This is a genomic window from Longitalea luteola (genome assembly GCF_017356035.1).
Lineage (GTDB): Bacteria > Bacteroidota > Bacteroidia > Chitinophagales > Chitinophagaceae > Niastella > Niastella luteola.
Window position 1 is genome coordinate 57,090 of record NZ_JAFIQX010000015.1, and the last position, 22,858, is coordinate 79,947.

Sequence of the window (22,858 nt, forward strand, 5' to 3'; positions counted from 1 at the left end):
GCTTCCTTTTGGTAGTGCTCCGCGTGTTTGCTTTTGGCTTTCGGCGTTTTGCGTTCAGCATTTAGCGTTTTGCGTTTAGCGTTCGGCGTTTTAACGTTTGGCATTTTGCGTTAAAGAAGGTAACCGGGGTCCATTGCTGGGTGCCCGGTTACCGACAGAAAACTAAATCAGTGTGTAAATCAGGTCTTTAACTTGTTTCTCTGGTTGCTATTTAATTTAGGGTTTAGGAATACTCTTATGCTTAAAACGTAGCGCCTGACGCTTAACGTTTGATTACGTTAGGTACTTCGCCTTTTGCCTCCAGCATCAGGCGTTTTGCGTAATATGTATGTTGCATCGTGCCCAATGAATATTGTCACGAACGGGATGTACAAAAAAATCGTGAAGAAGGAACCATCCAGGTTTCTCTGCTGTGGCCGTAATACGACCACCCAGGTTTCCAATATCATGATCCGGTCTTCACGAATGGTGAAGCTATTCTCCATGAAGATGGAATCAAGCAGGTTTCTCTGTCGTGGAACCTCCGCCAACTGGCAGAGCACACTCAGGTTTCCGATATCATGATCCGGTCTTCACGGATGGTGAAGCTAAATATCCGTGAAGAAGGAACCATCCAGGTTTCTCTGCTGTGGCCGTAATTACAACCACCCAGGTTTCCGATATTATGATTCAGATCCTCACGGAGGTGAAGAATATTCGTGAAGAAGGAACCATCCAGGTTTCTCTGTTGTGGCCGTAACTACTGCCACCCAGGTTTCCGATACCATGATTCAAATCCTCACGAACGTAAAAGAGAATTAATTTAAAAGAGCTGGTTCTATTTAATAGTAAAAGCTGACTAAAAGAATGTAACCGCGAATCGAACTTTTTTTAAAAAATATTTCAAACTATCTGCCACCCTTGATCTTCAGGATCTGTAGATCGATATTCCCGATCCGGGCAGCCTGTTCGTGGTACAAATGACCCTTGTCGGCCCTGATCTTTGTTAACAAAGCAATGGCCTGTTGGGTGTCGTGGTTGGCCAGGTGAGTTAATGCACCATAAAACTGTGCTTCATCCTGGTAAAGATCATCAGCATTCCGGATGTTGTTCGCCAGCACCTGATCGAACAATGTTGACGCAGAAGCATACTGGTGCAGCTGCAGGTGCGCCATACCGGCCAGGAATAAGGTTTTATTATCATTTAAAGAAGAAGTGCCAATAGTATTGAAGGCGGCGATTACAGACTGCCATTCTTGCTGGCGGTAAGCCTGCTCTATATCAGTGATGGTTGCCTGCCCTCTGGTAGTTGGTAGTGTATACGCTATGAACGCTTCCTGATATACACGTGTTGCGCTTACCGAAAAATATTTATACGCTCCGGCGCCCGCCACGCAGAATAACAGGACTGCGGCTACCCGCCTGAGTGTACGCATTTGCACACGCACACCTTTCTTAGATGGTTGTAATACCTCCGCAGGTTGTATGGTGCGGAAATTTTCTTTGACCGCAGCCACCTGGTCGTAGATGGCTGAATACTCTACTGCTTCCACAGCCAGTTGCAAAAATTCCCATTGACGGCGCGTTTCCTGATCGTTGTTGATCAGCGCTTCCATTTCCCGCATCTCCTTTTCTTCAAGGGTTCTGTCGAGGTAATTGATTAATAGTTGTTCATTACGGCCTTCCATATTAATCGGTCTGTTGGTTTACCATGTTGGCAATAACGGGATTTTGTTTCACCAGTTCCGTTAGCGCCTGCAGGCATTTATATTTTTTGTTACGCACCACCTGTTCATTTTCATAAGGCAGGTGATGTACTATATCCTTCATTGACAAATTCTCATAATAAAAGAGCGTCAGCAATTTTTTGCAGGGTTCGCCCAACTTGCCCAGCACCGCCAGGAATTGTTGTTTTACCTCCCGGTTGGCGATGTATTGACTAACGTCCATTTCAATTCCGTCGCGGCGCGTTTCAAACGCCTTTTCCCGGATACCGCTACGCGTTCTTTTCTTCATTTCATTCAACCACAGGTTTCTGGCAATAGCGGTTAAAAAGGTCTTTACACTGGCTTCTCCCCGGAATTTGCCTTTTTTGACCAGGTCAATGAAAGTGACCACTGTTTCCTGGAAGATATCCTCCGCATCAGGCGGCGTACCGCTGTTAGCCAGGATAAAAGACTGAATTGTTTGGGAATACTGCTGGTAAATGAAAAAAATGGCGTTATTCAACTGATCCCCGCTTCCGATGGCAGCAATTAGTTCTGCATCAGAATACATGTTGCCTTTTATCATTCTCCGATATTAATAGTAAACGCCGGTCCTGGTTTTGTAACCGGCATGATCACTTTTTTAAAGATTTTCAAAAGTTTGCTGACTATTGGGCGTAAAAATAACGCAAGCAAGATTATAAGTGGATTAAAGTTTGTAGAATAACCCATCAATTTGATACAAGTCAACATTTTAAGCGGGGCAATAATGCCAACCCAGCTTAGCCACTAACTATAATAATATATTACATTTTCCGCCTGCTTCGGATTTCGCCGTAAACGTTCCGCCCGAAATTCCATTCTAGCGGAACAATTCGCCGGAATTAATACCTCCAGCCGCAGGGATACTGCCCACCCGGAACAAACCTCCCCCGTTTATGGCGCCAGTAATATCATTTACCCAGACCCGCCGGCAGGCAGGCCGACAAAGGCCAGGACATGGCCCACACTGATCATTTACGGGTATAAAGCGCACCAATAACTGACTGCACAAGGCTCAAAGCCGGTAATTGAGCCATCGGACGTGAACCAATTGGATTGTGCGGAAAATGAACTGAAAAAATAAAGTTTCAGGTAATAAAGGTGAACATACCGGATGATTTCCGCATATATAAATCGCTTTCACTCAAAAACGCATAACCCATATTGTCTACCGGCCATATAGGAAATGCAGGCTGGCATAGTAGTGAATTTTGCCAAAATGACGAAACTACAACCGAATAGGGCAAAACATGAATTGATTGATTTAGAAAATAATAACAAGGTCAGTAACTTGCATTCGGAATGTAGGAACAACCCGGGTTCTTTCGAACGGAGATTTGTAGCGCCCTATCCATGTCATAAATTGTATTGCTTATCATTTTTGCATGCAGTTACAGCCAGCAGCGCATATCCGTGAACATGGATAATGTTTGCAGCTGTATACAACCTGTTAAAACCAAAAGAATGGCAACGCAGTTCTGAATGAATGTGGCTGTGGACGCATATGTGCCCGACAACGGACAGGACACGAATTTGTCAACATTCATTTAAACCGGCGTGTATGCCAAGACAATATAAAAAAGGGGTATTGGAGGCGGTGCGATGGGTCAAAAAAAATATCGATAATCATCCCAACAATGGCACCAGCACGGCTGCAATGGCTCGCATGGCAGGTGTTAGCCGCAATGCGCTGCAGGAAGTGTTCAAAGCAAAATATGGCACATCCATTGGCCAGTATAAATTAAATCTCCGCATGAAGCTGGCCGCACAACACCTTAAGACCGGAAAATCGATCAAGGAAACGGCCATCCTGTTACAGTATTCCTCTGCCAGCTCTTTCTGCAATGCTTTCAGGAGCTTCCATGAAGCCAGCCCTACCGACTGGTTAAAAAATCAAAAGCTGACTAACGCTAACAAACAGGCCAGGAATTAACTACCCTACGCGCAGCCACATTGCACATGATACCGCCTATGTAAGCCGTCTATACATTTACGCCACGAAAGAAGGATTGCTGAATAGCCAGGAAAAGGAATATTGCCTGAGAAGGAGTGTCTTACAACCTCCGATAGCAATCGGAACTTAAATTTATGAAGGCCGTGGTATGACAAAAGCAGAAAAAGACATATATGCTTTCCTGGATGATCATTTGGGGATCTATGACAATCCACATGGCATCGAGTTTATCATGAACATCGATGACTCAGTGTTTGTGATCCACGCACTGAACCCGCCGCCGGAGCCCTATGCAGACTTTGGATTGTTGTACCCCAGCGCTGCCTTCAACATCTTTGTAAGCGATTTTCAGTTCGCCAACAGCCGTGCCCTAACAACTTTGACGCCCGAGCAACTCTGGGACATGTATTATAAAGGCAAGGCCGAGATCTATTGTACCCTGGTAGTGAAGATCATATTTTATGCATTGTATTTTCGCCTGACCAAACACAATACAATGATCGTACGGGATGATTACGACCACGAACATGAAATAGGTGAAGTGTTTACCAGTGCGCACCAGTTCCTGGAGTATACGCAAACCCATTTCCTGCACTATGAAGGATGACCTGGCTGAAACCATGACCCTGCCTGCTGCGCCTTCGCGAAACTTTGATAAAGCGAGGCTTACAGGCTCACCATTAAACGGACCACACAATGACCGATGACAGAAAAAGAGCCAACCGACATGTACTGCAGGCAGTATATGCCTTTAAAGGACTTCTCGACGACCATTGTTGCAATGGCGACTCGGCGGTGCAGCTGTCTGCCCAATTTGGTGTCAGCCGTAATGTATTACAACGAAATTTCAAGACGAATTATGGCGTGGGCATCCGCGACTACAAGATGAAGCAACGTATGGAACGCGCCCGCCAGTTATTGGAGTCGGGTAAAGATGTAAAAGAAGTATCGATGCTATTGAATTACTCGCAGCAACGCGCATTCAGTGCGGCGTTCAAGAATTATTATGGCGTTACGCCTACTGTTTTTGCCCATACCTTGCCGGGGGTGTAAAGATCTTGCCCTACCCGGCTTTAGAGGCTTCGGGCTCCACCACCCACTCGTGAATACCCGTAGCATGCTCAACCGGCAGCTGCACTTCCAGTTTGAGGGCGTTAGTAGTTACCGGTTCAAAGTTCACTGAATTGTACTTGTCTTTTGCCAGCTCATACGCCGATGTATTTTTTACCGGCAGCCATTGCCCGTTTTTATTATAATAGATGGTCCATTTGGCCGGAATTCGGCACCCACCCCAGGGGCCATCATCGAACCAATACACCTTACAGGAAGACACGGTACGCGCGCTGTTAAATTCATACTGCACCCATTCAGTAGTGTTCTTTTTGGGCCACCAGTGGAAGTAAGGTACGGAATTATCTTTTGAATCAACAGGCTCCAGTTGATCATGCACCGCCATTAAGCTCCTTGATTGTATACTCGCTGTTACCTTGCTGGTGTAGGCGATCGTAGGCGCCGGCTGTGGCCGCGCAGCGGCGGCGGTATAGGGTATCCACACCTGCATTTCCCCCGCCCCACGGTTATTCCACGCATAATAAGGGATGGCTGTAACAGTTTGTTCGCTGGTGAGCAGCTCAGTTGAATTTAACTGACGCCTCGAGCTCGTACCTGGCATAGTGATAATATTGACGCCATTTAACAGCTTATCGGTATAACGTACCTGCATGGCCGCATTCTTGTCTACAACAATATTTTGTACGAGGCTATCCCTGTTGTCCCAGCCTTCGAGACAATATACGATTGGTCCCACCTGAATGGCAAAGCGCCCCTCGTTTGCCTTTACTTTTTCATTGGCATAAATAGGTTGCGGTTGCATGGGCAGGTCGAGCATGATCCTGTCGCCTTTTTGCCAGGTGCGTTGCAGCACCGCATACCCTTTTGCCATTTTACAGGTAATCTTTTTTCCATTTATGGTTATGGTTGCTGCAGCCGGTTTGTCGGTCGTTGTATACAGATCACCGGGAACCGGCTCACCCTTAGCCCATCGGGGAATGCGAATATGCAGGGCAAAGGCTGTAGGTTTGGCCAGATCTATTGTAATTGCGACCCGTCCGGCCCAGGGATAATTGGTTTGTTGCGTCAATTGCACTTTGCCTGTCGGCAGTTGGATGGTGCTGCTATTGTTCATGAAGAGATTCACATAAAGATCATTTTTATTCTGCGCATATACATAACCCGGTACAGAAGGCAGAAAGCGCGTCATATTGGAAATACAGCAGGCGCAGGAGAACCAGGGACTGCGGTCATGCTGTCCCACGGAGGCAAGCGGATTCGGATAAAAGAACCGGGTGCCGTTTAACGACATTCCCGACAGTAAGCCATTGTACAGCGTACGTTCCAGCACGTCGATATAGCGGGCATCGCCATGGAGCAGGAACATGCGGCTGTTCCAGTACACATTGGCAATTGCAGCGCAGGTTTCGGCATAGGCGCTCATGTTGGGCAGGTAAAAAGCGTCGCCAAACGCCTCGCCATTATTAGTAGCGCCGATTCCGCCAGTTATGTACAGCTTTTTGCTGACCACATCGTTCCAGATGGCATCGATGGCTTTCAGATAAGCGGTATCGCCGGTAAGTGCGGCAATATCGGCCATACCACTGTACATGTACGCTGCCCGTACGGCATGGCCTACTGCCTCGGTTTGATCAATTACCCGTTTGTTGGCCTGGTTATACTTATCACCATACGGACCACGAACATCCAGGAAGAACCTGGCAAGGTCGAGGTATTTCTTTTTCCCGGTAATGCGATAGAGTTTGGCCAGTCCGATCTCTACGATTTGGTGGCCGGGATAGATCTCTAATTTACCCCAGCCAAAATCTTTTACCAGCAGATCGGCATTCTTCAGCGCAATATTTAACAGATTCTTTTTCCCCGTGGCGTTGTAATGCGCATAGGCAGCCTCGTACAAATGACCGCTGTTATACAACTCGTGGCTTAGGATAGAATCTTTTACCCAGCGCCTGTCCCCAATCCATTCGTGCGGCTTGGCGGGTTTAATGGTGCGAAAGGTGAAGAGGTAACCATCGGGCTCCTGTGCCTGAGCAATGATATCGATGAGAGAATCCAGGTATTTGGATAACGCAGCATTGGGCGCCACCTGCAAGGCATAGGAAGCGCCTTCGATCCATTTGTATACATCGGTATCATCGAATGTGAATTGCGAGCACACCTTGTTCTCACGTTTACCTGCGGCTGCCAGGAAATTATCGATCCGGCCATGCTTTTTACACATCTCCAGGATATAGGGAATAGTTGTTGTTGCGTTCACGTTCATTTTCGGCTGCCAGAACTGATCCGTTACTTTTACCTGGGTGAAGGACACTGGTTGAATAGGATAGTCTTTCAGCTGGGCCTTTGCTTCCATGGCCATCATCATTGATATCGGGACCAGCAGTTTATGTATGTTCATCGTTCTTAGTTTAAGTGCTATCGGTTACTAGTTGCCGGTTACCAGTTACCAGTTACCGGGTAATACAGTTGCCGGTTACCTGTTACCAGTTGCGGGGTAATACAGCTACCGGTTACCGGTTACCAGTTACCGGGCAATACAGTTGCCGGTTACCGGTTACCAGTTGCGGGACTGGGTAGTGCTTTTATTCGGCAATGCCGTTAAGGACACCATTATACAAAGTATTGAATAAAGCAGGTAATGCCACATGACCCACATTTTAAGCTGTTCAGCTAAAATTAAGGGAATGCGGGCGGGATGTGATGGCGTTGGCTAACAGGTTGTTTACGAAAATTGACCGATTTGGATCTTTAACCAACAATGGATAACAACATTCGGTATATTTTGGGTAAAAAGATATCAGCACTTTGTCACTTTGTAAAAAGCAGCACTACTTTTCTCCTTTACAGTTCTCAATTTGGCATATTGAATTTTACTTTATTTGAAGTCAGCTATCAGTTTGCCGTATTTAACTTTACTTTTTCTGTTTTCTATTTTCCATTTGGCGAATTGAATAAATCTTTATTTGAATTCAGTTATTCATTTGCAGATTTGAATAAATCTTTTCTTAATATTAGCTACCAAATTGGCGAATTCCCTGCAACTTTTATTGGATTTGCACGGCATATTGTTGAAAGGAGCTCGTAGTTTGCTTAATTATGACGCCAAATAGCTGAACTGGATACTACTTTATGCAATAGATCTGTCAAAAATGACCAACGAGCTTGCCCATTCGAAAAAAGATTTATATAATTCGATAAAATGACTACTAAATATGAAAATAGTTACTATAAATTCTACAAATTAATTACTGCATTCGACCAATGCTTGAGAGAATTAACAATAATGACTATTGAATTGGAAAAATGTTCGATACAATTTCGAAAATTGAATATTGAAGTTGAGAAATGGTTGATGGCAGCTGGAAAAACGACATCTGGATCGGGCAAATGTTTGGGTAAATGGTTAAAATGAGTACTGAGGTGAGAGTTTGACCATATGATTGATCGCGGTCAAGTTAAGCTGTTCTATTCTTTTCGATTGAACGGAGCTGCTCACGCCTCAATCAACATCTTTACACCTTCCTCCTCAGTAAATGTTGTACCAAAAATCCAGAATGCTATCATTACCATCCCTACCATAAACGTGCAATCCGCATCATTATAAAAGCCTGCCTTATAACGTTCAATGCATCTATTTAACATCCTTGTCAACTCAGATCCACTGAAGTTCTCGCATTCAACTCCCTCAAGCAAGGCATACCAAAACAAAAACATCTCCCTGATCAATAACCCTTTTTCGTCTTCCGATTGTGATTGTTTTGCCTTTACATCAATTAGTAAGCTGTTTACGTTTAACATGAATTATTTAATATCTGTTATTTAATAAATGCCGTTACCAATACGAGGCACCCGATTTGCAACCGCGCCTCTTATAGTAACATCATATCCGAAAACAATTACGGTTATCTCAAATTGACCGGTACGTGTTATTATTCATCTTTGTCGTTTTAAAGTTACTTGCCCAAGCTTTACTTTGCTTTTAGTCACTAGAATTACTCTCTTTTTTCTCTCTGTCATATATCCGCTTTGAAGCTTTACCGATAAATCTTCATCATCACACATTAATAAAATTGTATCGGTAGACAAATACTGCCACTTACCCTTGCATGTTGAGTAAACTTCCAAATACTTTTGAGTAAGAGCAAATGAGCTATCCTTATTAAGAAGCAAGCTGTATTTATAATCTTTACCTGCTTTGAAGTAATGACCACTCAAGTCTTTAGATACGGAAACAGTTTTACAACACGTAAGAACCGCAGCCAATATTAACAGAAGATTGTTTCTCATCGTTTATAATAAATTGTAGGTAAATCTTTTAAAACAAATGCTGACGGCAAAGGAGTAGACAATGTGCTTGCCTGATGTGGATATACCCTGATCAAATCAATCTTTATGCTGCTTATATTAGTTGTAAATATAAGCTCTTGCATTTCTCAACTCCGTACACCCTGGTCTTATAACGTACTGTATACAATCTTTCAGACAAGTGAAGAACTAAACTTCTTGGACATAAATTTAAACAACGCCGCTAATCGTTCCAGCTCTAAAAAATCTGTAGTAAAATCTTCCTTCACTAAAGAGTTCAAAAAATCAACGTCATCATTCAAAGAGCCGACTGTTAAGCTAGGTTCAGTGGGAAAGCTACTTAAGCTTTCAGTTGGAATATTCCAATACCAATCATTATCAAATGATAATTCGTTGATATCCTTTTTACGTAATCTTTCAATCAAATTTTTCAAAATTGACTCTAAGGCATCTATTGTAATTTCTTTCATGAGAAGTTATTTAATGTCTTTCGTAGTAAGAATGTGTCTCAGAGCCACTAATCCTCCCATACTGTTTTACGTAATTGCCTTCAATAAAATAGATGCCCTTACTCAGTGAACCGGAATTAGATTGCATTGTATGGTATGACAGTTTTGTTGTTATTCCTTTTTATCGTTTTAAAGTTTAAAACCACAGCGATCACCGCGGTCTTGTAGTTATAAATCAGATAAAAAGTTACTGCTGTGGCATGGTCTGTCTGACCTTCCGTTTAGAATCATAAAAAATAAGCCCTTTTCTCGTGATCTTAAATACCTCGTTGTCGAAGACCTTGTAATTAAAAAGCGAGTCATTATAAGCAATTCGCAATGTATACTTATCAAAAGCATCGGACTTCGGATAAAGTTTTTCAGTATATAAAGTATCCAATAACCTTGAGGCTAAAAGCGGATCAGCCGTCCTGTCAGCAGTGAATCCTAAAAAGACATCCTGAACAGGTTTTTTGATCGATACCGATATTATTGAGTCACATTTTTGTTTTGCATGTAAGGTATCGTTAACAAAAATTAAGCATTCATAATACTCCCGGTCAAAATCCGGAGTTACAATGTTTAAGTTTACATTATCACCCCTGTTAATATTATTATCCTGCTGAACTTGTAAGCGAAGTAGTTTCTCTTTGTAATGACTGTTCAGTGTTACAGTATTTTTACCGCTTTTGTGCCATCTGCCAAGTGAATATTCATTATCAAACTGGAAGTGATAACGATAAAAAAATGTCGAGTCCTTATTCAAAGTAAAAACGTATGGTATCCGCCGAGAGGAATACTCACCGGATATCTCGTTCGAACAGAACATGCCGAGAATACAACCGCAAAATAAATATAAGCTTATTGATTTCATTTTTTGTGATCTTTTAGCCATTTTTCAAAGGCTCTCGGACCAAAGCCCTTGTCCTTGCTACATATAAATTCGGGTCACTCACTGAAGTTCAGTGTACTTTAATGGGCCCAACTAGTGTTCCGGTTCTCTGAACGTTTTGAGAACCTCATTTTTAGCTGTTTATTATTTCTTCGTCTAATCGTCCCGATATTATGGCCTTTTCTAAATGACCGACTGTAAGTATTTTTCTCGTTCGTTTATTTTTCCCAGTAATTAATTTCCCCAACTCCGATAAAAAAACATTTCTTTCTGGTCCAAAATATTCTGCTGCCATAAATTTGGAGATATCAACATTAAAGCTTTTACCAAAGGCAAGTAAAAAATCTACAGCATCATCGCCTGTTACTCCTAAGTGATCTTCGATTTGTGCTTCTCTTGTTACTTCATCGGCGTCTATAGCCGCATGCTTTACAACAAAGGATTTCAGTTTATTAAATATTTCATTATTCATAGCCCTTACTTATTTTTAGGACGCTCTATTGTTAGCCTCAGCTGTATTTTCTAATTCTGTTAAAGTGCTAATAATCTTATCTCTTTTTACGGGATCAATAAAAGAAGCCGTCGTATTAATATAGACGGCCTCCTGCATACCATTATTTTGCAATATATTTAGATAGTTATCTGCCCTTCAAAGACACTACTTATTCTTCAAAATCAATAGCGCCATAAAATTTTGAAAAGTTGTTTTTGACGGCCAATTTTGTCAAAAAATTTGAAATCTTTTCAAGTTCCTTAGGAAAAGCGGTCCCAACTATTCGTTTATATTTTGCATTGTATGAAATAATCATAGTCTTTGATGGTTTTTCGGTAGAAATGTCTTGTTGCACTGCAACAGAAGTCCAATTACACTTCCTCAACAAATTGACAAACATTTTATAATCCTTATCATTTAAGGTACCCTTAAACGAACCGGACCTTAAAGTATCAACTTTGTTCTCGTTTAAATAAATTATTCTAACAAGTTCAATTCGTTTATCCTTGTAGATGTTTAAGAAATTTCAGGAGCTGTTTTATTTGATAAGCCTGAATGAAAAGTAAAACTTTCAAGCACTAACATTTATTTGCTTAGAAATAAGTATCATTAAAAATAATACAGAGCAAATCCATGGCTTCATATTGTCTTATTGTAGTTAATAATTTTAAAATATACTTCTTAAAATCAACATTAGAACCATAAATACGAGAAGATAAACCACCAATTTATGAACTTTGTTGCATTTTTTTTTCTTTACATAGAATTCAGATGTAACTTCTTTATCATAAGGAAGTAAATAAACCCATGTTGAAGACGGATTAGATGACAACTTGTATCCATTGCCAATATCAAGCTGTATGTGCAAAATTATTTTTATCGCCAACGAAATAAAGAAAATATAAACGCTGATCGAAAATAAAACATCCATCTCTTTTTTACTTATTTGATTTGTTTGTTTGGGTAACTAAAGGCACAAAAACTTCAAATTTAAAATTTAATCCCATTCCTATGCTATAGCCGTAAGAAACGCCCGCTATCGTGGCATTGTCATTTATATCCCCGCAAGAAACTGCTATACCTGAGATAATCAAAACAAAAACCAATACTTCTTTATACCCATTACCAATCGATTAAATTATTATATTTTACAGGATTATATTCAGTGCCCAAAGCTTCTTCAAAATAAACATTACTGATAGGCTCCTTCCACATATAGATCTGGTACATATTTCTATGTGCCGTTAGCTGGCCTGGCACTCTTTCTCTATCATCGACCATATGGTACAATGCAGACGTTGCACTAGTAGTATTCTCAGCATAGATCAACAGGTTACTTCCTGTTTCATCAACATGTATATCTATCGACATAGAAAACAAGGCCCAGTTAACGTGGGCCATTGCTTATCTGGAAATCATTTAAACTTTGTGGTATTAATCCCTTAACAATAGAAGAATACCTGAATAATATTTGACTCATCGCACATATCGAAAGGTACCACCAGGAGAATCCATTTCATATATGTACTTCTGGGATGTATCAATTGACTTAAACTTCTTTTTATATTTCTTTTTATCCAGGTTATAAATCCGAAGTATATTGAATAGCTCTCTAAACCATGACTTCTTAAACTCTATGGAATAGTGGTAAGTAAGATGTTTATTATTAACATACTCATTATAATCAAATTCCAATAAAATAGTTCTAGCAGTATCGGTCATCATTTTGGCATAATCCGTCTGCTTTAATACTAAATTACCAGGATAATAACTTGACGCTATAATATCTTCCGTATTACTCGATGTAACTCTAATTTTAAAATTAGATATCGTGTTAACAGAAACACTTTCGTCAATTACAATAATCAGATCAAGGTTCTTATTATTTTCCTGACTATAAGCACGAGGAATTGAGACTAAAGCCAAAATCAAAACAAATATTTTTAGCATATAAAATATTACTATTATTGATTAATTATTCTCGTTACTGCCTTACGTGTTAATTCAAAAGAAGGTGTCACTCCGTAATAATAACCTACTATACCGACTGGTCTATTAGGAACAGATATACTTCCATCTGTACCTCGAATCACATTTGCTGCCTCAACCTGACCAAGCGGGCCTACAATGATATTTGTCCCGTATTGAGCAAATGTCGGCCTATCAACATTCGACGGAAGATTCGCTGATTGAGGATATGCTTTCCCATCTACAATCTTGACAGTTATTGGATGAGAATGAATAGTAGTTTCAACGTCTGCAACGCCTTTGCCTTCTGGCAATTTAGGCAAACTAGATTCAGCAGTTTGCACTCCATCTACAATTTCAGGCTCAGGCCCGGTAACACCTCTTACCACCGTTCCATCTTTCATTACAAGAGAGGATTCTTCTTTTAAACCTCCGTTAGCTTCTGTTCTCCTGATCACATCCAATGCTTCCCTTAGAGCAGCATCACTTGGCAAAACAACAGAACTTGTTACATCCGATTCTCGGGTGGTTCCACCAGCCTTGTTGGTTTTCGCAATCGCCTTTACCTCAGCTTTATCTGTTACTAAATATTTTTTTCCATCATTTACTCCATCCGTTCCTATTCTTTTCCCGTCCTTATCATAAAAGTCGCCTTCAGGTGAAGATCCCTCGCTACTTAAAAATTGTCCAGACTTATTATAATGATCATCTACCGGAGACATCCCATCCGGATCAATATATCTTATAGGATTATCAAATGCATAATTATATGGTGAATGCCTTCTCATCTGATCTGCCAATGGATCAATCACATGCCACCTCCCTATCTGCGCATCGTACATCCTCGCCCCGTAATCGTACCATTCCAATCCGCCACCATCACTAAACTCTTTTTCTTGTTTCTCCTTACCATTATACTCATATTTATTATCCAGCCTACCCATTGCCTTCGAACTTATCCCCGCCATCGTTAACCCAAACGGATAATAATGCGTTTCCTCCACTAACGGCCCGGGAATATGCTTTACCGCCAGATCATCAAAGAACACATTCCAATCCTCGGTCTCATTGCTCACGTAAATATACAAATATCCATTTTTAGCAATGGTGATCTCCGGAGAAACCAATGAATTTACCTGATTTGCGCCTCTGACAGGCTCCGCATTACTTTGCGGATACTCGCCTACATACTTAAACTGTTCGTCGAGCAGCATCCAGTTCAGATAGGCTTTTGGTTTCGACGGCATATCCTGGTTCTCCGTCCCGCGGAAGGTATTTAAAGCGCCCAACAATGGACTGGAGGTAGGATTACTTAATTCGTTTAAGGTTCCCTTAGCAACTCCCGAGGCAGAAACAATGCCTCCGGCCAGGGACGTCAAAATATCGGTTAACGCATTGCTTGTTGTAAAAGTACCCTGTCTGGACTCATAAAATGACTGTACAGCTATTTCTACTTTATCACCCGCCATTACCTTTAATACAATGGCCGGTCCCTTTTTCTGATCTCTGCCGTTCAATCTTGCTACATATAAATTTGGGTCACTCACTGAAGTTCCGGCTGGATAAATATTACCAGGAGCAGCCTGCGTTGAACATTCACTGTTTTGCAGATTACTAAACAATTTGTTTTCATCGTCACGCACCTTATTACCTTCTCCATGCTCCATGGTGGCAATATAATGATGCGGATCGTTTTGCTCTGTCAGCACCATCCGTACGTTACCCAGGTGATCTTTGATAAAGTAATCGTACTCATAATGGGCTGGCTTGTCATTTTCAGGCAGATCGCCATCTATAGCAGGTATAAATCGAATTCTTCCTTCTTCATGCCCCATGAACTGCAGTTTGTCTGTATAAGCAAGCCCGGCAAGCGCTGTATGTTCATACGATTTGCTCTCATAAACGGCGCCTCCCAAATAAGTGGTTGTCGTTGTAACATCACCCACATAAGACTGGTTGTTATGCGTTACAGTAACATTCTGTTCCAGGACAATTTTCTGTAGTTTATTTCCTGCAGCATCATACACATACCTGATCGTACCTTTTTCATTACTATCACCATGTTTAACGGCAATGCTTTCAGGCAGGTTCAGGTGGTTGTAAGTGATGGCGCCACCTGCACTCATATTTTCACCCGGTTCAACCTGTATCGTTTCCTTTAACCGTTTGTTGCGATCGATTATCAGGTTACCATTTGCATCGTATCCGTAATCGTTGCCCATGGTATTTAGATCAGTGAAATCACCCAACTTATGGTCAGCAGCAGCAGCTCCCTGTTCTGTAACCGCACGAAGTTTATTACTATTATCGTAATAACTGTAGACCATGTCATCAATTGGCTTACTCCCATCAATTTTCAAGCCCCACTGCTGCATACGTAATACATTCCCATTGGCGTCATAGGCCTTTGTGGGATCAATGGAGCCGTTGCTTAACATTGTGCCGTCGCCCATCCTCATCGTAAAGTCTACTTTGCTCTTATTCCACAGATGATCTTCTGCATTCTGCTGCTCAAAGTCGGCCAGCAACAACCGGTTGGCTGCGTCATAAGTAAAATCATATTTTCTTCGAATATCGTCGCCATCGCTCTTCCATACCATTCCCGTTATATTGCCATTATACTCCCCTTTAGCGAAGGCCTTGCCGGCATTATTGGCGGTTTTGTCGTAGCCGAGCTCAAAACCGAACACTTTACCATCGGTTGTTTGTCCTTCTGTGGTCAGGTATTCACGATTTACCCCTAAAACCCAGCCCCGGATGTTATAATCATATCGGAGCGTCTGCAGAGGTGCCTGCGTGTAATTACCATTGTCGTCCTTTTTCTTACCGATGCTTTTCCCGGCCAATTGGCCGAGAGCATTGTATTCATTGGTCAATATTTCCAACTCGGGTTTATCTACCGGCACCCCATTAATTGTACTGTTTATCTTTTTAGTAACATTCTTTAACTGGCCCAACTCATTGTAATTATTCTTTGTAACCACGATGTGGGTTTGCGGATTCACGGTTCCCCCCTTCTCCTGTTTTGCCACAACTACCAGGGGCTGACCACTAAATGTGTATTGAGTCGTTAACACATCGGTTCCATTGGTGTTGTTCCTGGTTTTCACCTGTACAAGCCTGCCCTTCTTATCATATATCATTACTGAATACACGTATTGATCAGTACCCAACACTTTTGTCTGCGTCCAGGTTGCCAGTCCCTGCGTTTGCATGCTTTGGGTAACGGGCTCTGCAAACGGAAAACTGCCATAAGACGAGTTAACATAGTCATTGCCGGTATACGAATTATCTATAGCGCCAGTAAGGTTACTTGAGGCTGGTATAGCCGCATAGTTATCATATCCGGTTTTGGTCAACAAATTAAATGTCGCTCCATCCGGAACAGGATAGTTTGAAACGGTCATGCCGTCTACCACATGATCAAGATTGCCGCTACCACTGCCTGTAATAATTTCTGCGGTAAATTCACTCCCGCTTGAAAAACCAGGAAGCAGCGTGACACTTTGCAACGCTCCATAAGTACCGCTCATATTAGGCTGATCCAGGGTCCTGGTTATTTGCACGCCAGGGATTGCTCCATTGCCAGTTTGCCAGGTAACATTTTCCTGCAGGCTCTCAAATGTGCCTGTCCAGGTTGTAAGGCCTGTGATAACCGGCCGGTTAAAATTGTCATATAAAGTGGTTAGCCATTGGTTGTTTTTACGCATATTGGCATCCTGCGTAAATACTAACCGGTCCCGAACATCATATACCATATATACCTCGCCGGCTCCTGGTACTTTTTTTCGAATTAAGCGTTTACGCATATCATATTCATACCGGAAACATTGTTCATTTAAAATATCACCATCCAATGCGGTCATGTCCCAGTTATTTTCCACCAATAATTCAACACCTCTGGGTTGTATGACACAACGCAGTCGATTGAGATCATCATATAAGTAGTAAGTGCATAGCCAGCCGGTGTGGCCATTACCGGGCATATCGCCAGCCTGTACTTTTCTAAGTATTATTTGTCCCTCCTTATCCTTGAACTCAATCACCTGGTTGCCTTTTTCATCAAATGTTATGTTTTTATACAGTTGTCCGGCCGGATAAATGCCATCCATTGTGTACTGGCCCCATCCGTTGGCTACATTGGAAACACTCCACATTTTTACATCGTCTGCAGTGGCATTGATCTCGTACGAACTTTCGACGCCCCGGTTGCTGCCATTCCAACTATCCCCTGCCTGCATAACTTTTTGTACCCGGTTAAGAGGCGATGCCTCGAAATTTGTTTTACTATAAAAAAACGATTCGCCGGGGTATTGTCCTTTGTTAAAATCAGTCAATTCACCGAAATGGTTTTGTTTGAATTTTCCATCGCTTCCTGGCGACAAATACGGCAAATAAGCCGCCACCTGCCTGCCATACTCATCGTATGTTACCGGAACCACTATGTCTCTGACCTGACCGGTGATATTATCCTTGCCCGCTTTCATCGAAACAGTTTGCATCAATCTGCCCAATCCGTCGAAGTAATCCGTGGTTTGTTTTACCTCTTCCGCCGAGCCAATGCCTGCGGCAGTCTGGTCATCGGTAATGCCGGCACGAGCAAAGGACCGCGTACGGATATAATTTTGGTTTTCAACATCGAGTGTGCCGACAGTCACGGCGCAAACATTTGTATATGTTTCTTCATTATTGCCGGTACATTTAACCCGGCGACGGTAATACGTGGTAACCGATACCGGCCCGGGCTCGTAAGTAAGCCCCTGATTATCGCCGGGAGCAGCTGAATAGTTGACACCATCTGTAGAATATTGCCACTGGTACGCATAATTGTTATTACATCCACCGCCACTGGCCGGTCCTCCGGATAAAATACCTGGTTTTGTTCCTGCCTGAATGATCATAGATGCCGGCAAAATCAAGTTGGGATCAAATTTAGGATTTACATCTACTACCGCTACGGCGCTATATGTATCTGCCGTTACCTCACACGACACTTTCAGCCGGTACCAGGTTTTGGAAGTAATGTTGGCAGGTGTATAGCTGCTGCCTGTCGGGGCCCCAAGATTAACCGGGTGGGCAAAATCGCTTGTCGATGAACTTTGCCATTCATAAGTGTAGATCTTGTTGCCACCGCTCACGCCGTTTACCGACAAAGTAGCAGCGGTGCCATTGAATGTAACAGTTTGTGACGCGGGGCTGATGGCACCAACCTGTAACGGATCCCATGGCGCAACAGTCACATCTACATAATGATAGTCGGTGCAGCCGCCAGGCCTGTCTGAGCAAAAACCACAAGCTGTTTGATTTCTCACGCGATACCGGTAAGTGCCGGGCACCGCCCGTTTATCTGAAAAAGAATAAGCTCCAATATGGTTATCCTGGAACACATTCCAGGTGGCGCCGCCATCGTTGCTGCACGAGTAATGCGGCGTCCCTGTTCCACCTGAACTGGTAATGATCACCTCTTCGTTCACATGAACGGCGGTGGTGCTGGCAGTAATATTTCCGTCAACCGGCAAGGGATTTACCACCAGGTTTACAGTGTAAGGATTTGTTAAACACCCCTGCTGACTAAGTCCCCTTACCTGGTACGCATAAGTACCAGCCGTGAGCGTTGGAGGGGTGGTGAATAACCGGCTTTCAGCTAAAACAGTACTGCCACTGGCATCGTACCATCGAAAGGTATAAACAGGAGAACTCGAAGATAAGGTGGTACTTTCACCTTCGCATACAGTAAGATTACCGGTCACAGTTGGCGGAGCCGGATCTGTGATCTCAAAAAATAACTTCTCATAGGCGCCTGTATAACAGCCAGACGGAGAATAGATCTTTATATAGTACCGGTCTTTATCTGCAAGATTGAAACCGTAAATATCAAACTTTCCTGATCCATTACTTTCCAGATAATCAAAATTATTATTCTCCTCTAATTTATATAGTTCAAAGGTAACGCCTGGTACATTGCTGCTCACCTGCACATGACCGATGTTATCTCCGCAATACCGTACGTTATTCTGATACAGTGAAGGACTTGTGCCCATATTGATGGTATATGACAGGCGGGGCGACTCACAGTTGTTGTTATAATCCAGATAACTGTACCATACGGTGGTCCCATTCGTTGCATAAAAAGTAAAATCTTCCGTCTCTAATGATCCCGAGCTGTTGATATAATCTAACTGCACCAGATTAGGATCGGTTTCAGATAAATACCAATGGAATTCCCCGTTCACATTGCCGGTGTTTCCCCAGTCATCGTACTGAGCACGCAGTGTTACCCATTGGTTTGAACATATTGTCCCGGAAGGAGAAGTCTGATATACGTTAAGTGGGTACCAGCATTGCGCATGAGATGAATAGCCCCAGCACATGGCAATTGATAACAATAGTACACGTATATATTTGTGAAGGATCATCCGGTTTAAGCAGGCAGCCATTTTCTATTGTTTATAGTTATATTTAAAGGTTTTGATGATGTTGCCCTCCTGATCACGTACGACCTCCAAACGGCCAAATCCATCATATTCATAATAGACCGTACGGTTAGCGGCATCTGTCTGGCTTGTTATTCCTAATAGCGGCTTATATGTAAATGTTGTTATTAATGCTGAGGGAAATAATTGCCTCAGCCTGTTTAACTCATTACGCAAAGCCTGATCATCTGCCGGGTTTTGAATAATGCCCGGGTTTAAAACCGCCATTACATCTGTGTAGGATGCACCAACTATTTCCGCAACCGGATACAGATCATTGTACCCCCATACATACACCTTGTTTACATCTTTCTCTTTGGCTACGGAAACGACATTCCCGGTGTTGTCGTAAGCATTGTACCGAATGCGTGTATTATATAGCGGCTGCGTTAATACTTTTGTATCAACAGTTCGCGGCACAATGAGGCTGCCGGCAATGTTATTTGCCCAGTTATTGTTATACCAGAAGTCGTAGTTGGTTCTTGTGCTTTCAAGATGATCATTGCCAGCTTTGAGTATCCGTTCAACAACCACACCTACCTGGTTCCTCAATTTCATTTCATCATATACGCTGGTGCCCGAAAAATCAAAGGGATACTTATAGGTTGTCGTTTTCTGCTTTTGTTTGCTATCAACGACAGTTACACCGGTTCGCTGATGCCATAGAGGATTTTCGTAATGGTATTGTGTGAATTGTTGTACGACGGAGTTGTCTTCATTCTGTGAAAAAAGCTCAACTGTTTCATTCAAAGGATGCGCCCATTCAGAGATCACCTCGTAAAATTTTACATTAGTGAAACGAGGCACAACCCCTATACGTGTAATATAATTAGCGTACTCCGCCGCAGGCACTTTCATGCCCTTTACTACCTGCATTCTGTTGCCAAGTGAATAGTTTATTGTTGTAGCTTTTACTTTTACATATACACTATCACTTTTCTTTTTATAAACGGTCTCTGAATTTAACAGTCCATTCCCACTGTAGCCCACTGTTGGCACATTAGGATATTCAGGAGCTGAAATAACGTCTTTCTGGTTAAGATATTTGTATACTATTTTCCCTTGTTCGCCCTTTGAGACCGTTACCTCATCGTATCCAAGTGGACTACCCTGCGCCGAGTTGCTTATTGGCCTGATTACAGAAGATGACCGAACAAGACTTTTTGCATAAATCTCATAAACACTCTGTTCGCATGTTTTATATATCTCTTCTTCGTACTCATACAATGGAGCTACCATAAGTTTACCGGTTGAAGCAACTATGCCATTGGATAATTTTATTGAATAGTTGTAATCAGTTACCAGGTCATTATTATGCGAAATGCCGTCATGAGAAATTATCCTGCTGGTTCGCAAACCGGGACCATAGTGGTTGTAGACTGTCTCTGGTGTTTTTACCTTCCATGTTAACATTAGTTTCGAATGCCAACTCTGGTCTGCAAAGACAGTGAACTTGTATTTTCCAGGCGGCAGTTCAACATTCATCTCCTGAAAAGCGCCCTGATCCTGATTATCGTAGGTAAGTAAATAGCCAATCCCCTGATAATAATAAGGCGTATTATCTACTGACTCTATTCTGGCAACATCATATTCCATTTCATCTATAAGACATGTCTTTTGACCGTTAAAACACTGCACCATGGTTGCCACATTAAAAACGGTAGGGTATGCAATCTCTACCGTGATCGTTTCTGGTATAGGGTTAGTAACTCCGGTATTTGCACCATATGCAGCCAGGTAAGCATCCGTTGGCGTTTCACGAACGATTGTCTTTTGATCAAAATATTCATTCAGCTGATATTGAAAACTGGCGCTGCCTCCGGTTGGATAGGTGATGGATGTAAGCATGCCAGCCTGGATATAATCGGGATTGGGATTTCGATTCGCCCCGGCATAATTGCGCGTTTGTCCATTTTGTTCTATATACACCGAAGTGGGCGGCACCAATGTTCCGTTTGTAATAAAGTCGCCGTACATCGTTTCGTTCACCAACCTGTTATTGGCGCCATTATAATAGCCCCAATGGTCAATGGCTTTGGAATCTTTTTCAGGCAAGGCAAGACTATTATAGGCAAACAAATAAGGCGGCAGGTTCGTTGTACCGTTAGACTCGGTCAGACTCAGTAACCGCAATCTTTTGCCGGCGTAGCCTATTCCCAGATCTGTATAGGTGTAATTAAAAATATATTTTTTCAACAGTGCATATGTATTGTTTCCTGCGGCTCTCGAAACCAGCACTTCCTCTACCTTTTTGGCATAAGTGAATGGTTCTCCACCCGGCACAGGCTCAATATCTTCCCGGTCACTTAAGACAAACTCAATTTTACCGGCAGGAAAAATAATTTCCTTCAGATATACGTCATGTACCACGGTATAAGTGCTATAATAACTGAAGGAGTTCATCGGCACGGTACATCCATTGTAGGCGTTAATTCTCTTTACATGTTTTTTTACCTGCGACCGGCTTAAGATCCTTTGCGTGCCCCGGCCAACCAAATCGCTTCTATAATACCTGAACGAGACTTCAGCACCAGTGGGAGACACAATTTTGTCGAGATACCAGGTTGAAACTACATTAGACGGCAACCCTTCAGGCGCCATTTGATCGGCAGTATATTCCCTATCGCCAGTACCTGACCTGGTGGTGGTTGATTCCGGCGTACCGAAATAATACTTCATCCCTTTTTCGTCGGTGACTATCCATTGGTAATGGTTCGTTTGTGGAGAACGGCTTACTTTTATATCAACATCTTCCTGAGAGATAAGAAGAGGCTCCAATGGCATGCTGGGAGACGATCGTTTCTTGAATACAAACTTCCCCGAACGGCCATTGAAATTGAAGATAAAAATATCCGGCTCAGTGTCCTCACGTCCGTTTATTGCTTCACCAAGATGCATTTTATCGGTTTCAACCTGGCTTGGATCAGCTGGTTCATAATATTTACCGCCACTACCGATCGTAGCCGGCATGTATGAATCGGGATATCCAATGACAGCTCCAGCCACCGGTATATCGTCCAATCCCCTAACCATCCGGGTAATAGAACCGCCGCTCATGAGCGACCAGCCCAACCCTACCCAGGATGCTTCTTCCTCTACTTTTATACCGCTGCTGTGATAGGCAAGTGAGATAGGAATGCTGATATCCTTGTTTTTTACTTCGTAAAGTGGAATATTAATATTAGCCACCCCCGTATAATAAGACACAGGTATTTCTCCAAACCTGGCTAAGGCAGCAGCCGTCGGTGAAGGGGGAATAACACCAGGCAAATTAGCTTCAATACTTTGTGCACCAGCATCAAACACAAAAAAAATTACCCAAAAAACTACATAAAGAAGTGTTCTTTTCATTTTGTGGTCTTATTAAAGTACTTATGACATTCTTCTTGTGGCAATATGACTTATTGAGGCAGATTAAATTGCCTGCAGAGATCCTCACATGTACTGAATGGAATTCCGTGATTATGTAAGTATAACCATTATGATA

The 22,858-nt window shown here is 42.5% G+C and carries 15 protein-coding genes; 3 read left to right on the forward strand and 12 right to left on the reverse strand.

Going from position 1 to position 22,858, the window contains the following annotated elements; all coding sequences use genetic code 11:
* Positions 1-887: 887 nt before the first annotated feature.
* Together JUB15_RS26125 and JUB15_RS26130 are read right to left on the reverse strand one after the other, a co-directional pair.
* A complete protein-coding gene (locus JUB15_RS26125) occupies positions 888-1,667 on the reverse strand; it encodes a tetratricopeptide repeat protein (RefSeq protein WP_207515610.1) in 780 nt (259 codons plus the stop codon).
* Between the two features lies 1 nt (position 1,668).
* Complete coding sequence (locus tag JUB15_RS26130; protein WP_207515611.1) at positions 1,669-2,271, reverse strand: RNA polymerase sigma factor; 603 nt, start codon at positions 2,269-2,271, stop codon at positions 1,669-1,671.
* 1,017 nt (positions 2,272-3,288) lie between these two features.
* On the opposite strand from JUB15_RS26130, the gene JUB15_RS26135 reads away from it, so the two are divergent.
* The 3 genes from JUB15_RS26135 (at position 3,289) to JUB15_RS26145 (ending at position 4,734) form a co-directional block, all read left to right on the forward strand.
* Entirely contained in the window at positions 3,289-3,660 is a 372-nt protein-coding gene (locus tag JUB15_RS26135) for a helix-turn-helix domain-containing protein (protein WP_207515612.1), read from the forward strand.
* A gap of 169 nt (positions 3,661-3,829) precedes the next feature.
* Positions 3,830-4,288, forward strand: coding sequence for a hypothetical protein (locus JUB15_RS26140; protein ID WP_207515613.1), 459 nt, complete (start codon positions 3,830-3,832; stop codon positions 4,286-4,288).
* Positions 4,289-4,377: 89 nt separating this feature from the next.
* Positions 4,378-4,734, forward strand: coding sequence for a helix-turn-helix transcriptional regulator (locus JUB15_RS26145; RefSeq protein ID WP_207515614.1), 357 nt, complete (start codon positions 4,378-4,380; stop codon positions 4,732-4,734).
* 10 nt (positions 4,735-4,744) lie between these two features.
* Here JUB15_RS26145 and JUB15_RS26150 read toward each other — a convergent pair whose 3' ends face one another.
* From JUB15_RS26150 to JUB15_RS26195, 10 genes are all read right to left on the reverse strand, one after another.
* Complete coding sequence (locus JUB15_RS26150; RefSeq protein ID WP_207515615.1) at positions 4,745-7,150, reverse strand: glycoside hydrolase family 127 protein; 2,406 nt, start codon at positions 7,148-7,150, stop codon at positions 4,745-4,747.
* 1,094 nt (positions 7,151-8,244) lie between these two features.
* On the reverse strand, positions 8,245-8,550 hold the full coding sequence (locus JUB15_RS26155) for a hypothetical protein (RefSeq protein ID WP_207515616.1): 306 nt from the start codon (positions 8,548-8,550) through the stop codon (positions 8,245-8,247).
* Between the two features lie 135 nt (positions 8,551-8,685).
* Entirely contained in the window at positions 8,686-9,039 is a 354-nt protein-coding gene (locus tag JUB15_RS26160) for a hypothetical protein (protein WP_207515617.1), read from the reverse strand.
* Between the two features lie 191 nt (positions 9,040-9,230).
* Entirely contained in the window at positions 9,231-9,527 is a 297-nt protein-coding gene (locus JUB15_RS26165; protein WP_207515618.1) for a hypothetical protein, read from the reverse strand.
* Positions 9,528-9,753: 226 nt separating this feature from the next.
* Positions 9,754-10,311 (reverse strand): hypothetical protein, encoded by a 558-nt coding sequence (locus JUB15_RS26170; RefSeq protein ID WP_207515619.1) that lies wholly within the window; start codon positions 10,309-10,311, stop codon positions 9,754-9,756.
* A 259-nt stretch (positions 10,312-10,570) separates the two neighbouring features.
* On the reverse strand, positions 10,571-10,909 hold the full coding sequence (locus JUB15_RS26175; RefSeq protein WP_207515620.1) for a DUF1493 family protein: 339 nt from the start codon (positions 10,907-10,909) through the stop codon (positions 10,571-10,573).
* A 1,143-nt stretch (positions 10,910-12,052) separates the two neighbouring features.
* Positions 12,053-12,301, reverse strand: a complete 249-nt coding sequence (locus JUB15_RS26180; RefSeq protein ID WP_207515621.1) for a hypothetical protein — start codon at positions 12,299-12,301, stop codon at positions 12,053-12,055.
* A 105-nt stretch (positions 12,302-12,406) separates the two neighbouring features.
* A complete protein-coding gene (locus JUB15_RS26185; protein WP_207515622.1) occupies positions 12,407-12,880 on the reverse strand; it encodes a hypothetical protein in 474 nt (157 codons plus the stop codon).
* A 14-nt stretch (positions 12,881-12,894) separates the two neighbouring features.
* Positions 12,895-19,335 (reverse strand): DUF6443 domain-containing protein, encoded by a 6,441-nt coding sequence (locus JUB15_RS26190; protein ID WP_207515623.1) that lies wholly within the window; start codon positions 19,333-19,335, stop codon positions 12,895-12,897.
* 3 nt (positions 19,336-19,338) lie between these two features.
* A complete protein-coding gene (locus tag JUB15_RS26195; RefSeq protein WP_207515624.1) occupies positions 19,339-22,722 on the reverse strand; it encodes a hypothetical protein in 3,384 nt (1,127 codons plus the stop codon).
* Positions 22,723-22,858 lie beyond the last annotated feature (136 nt).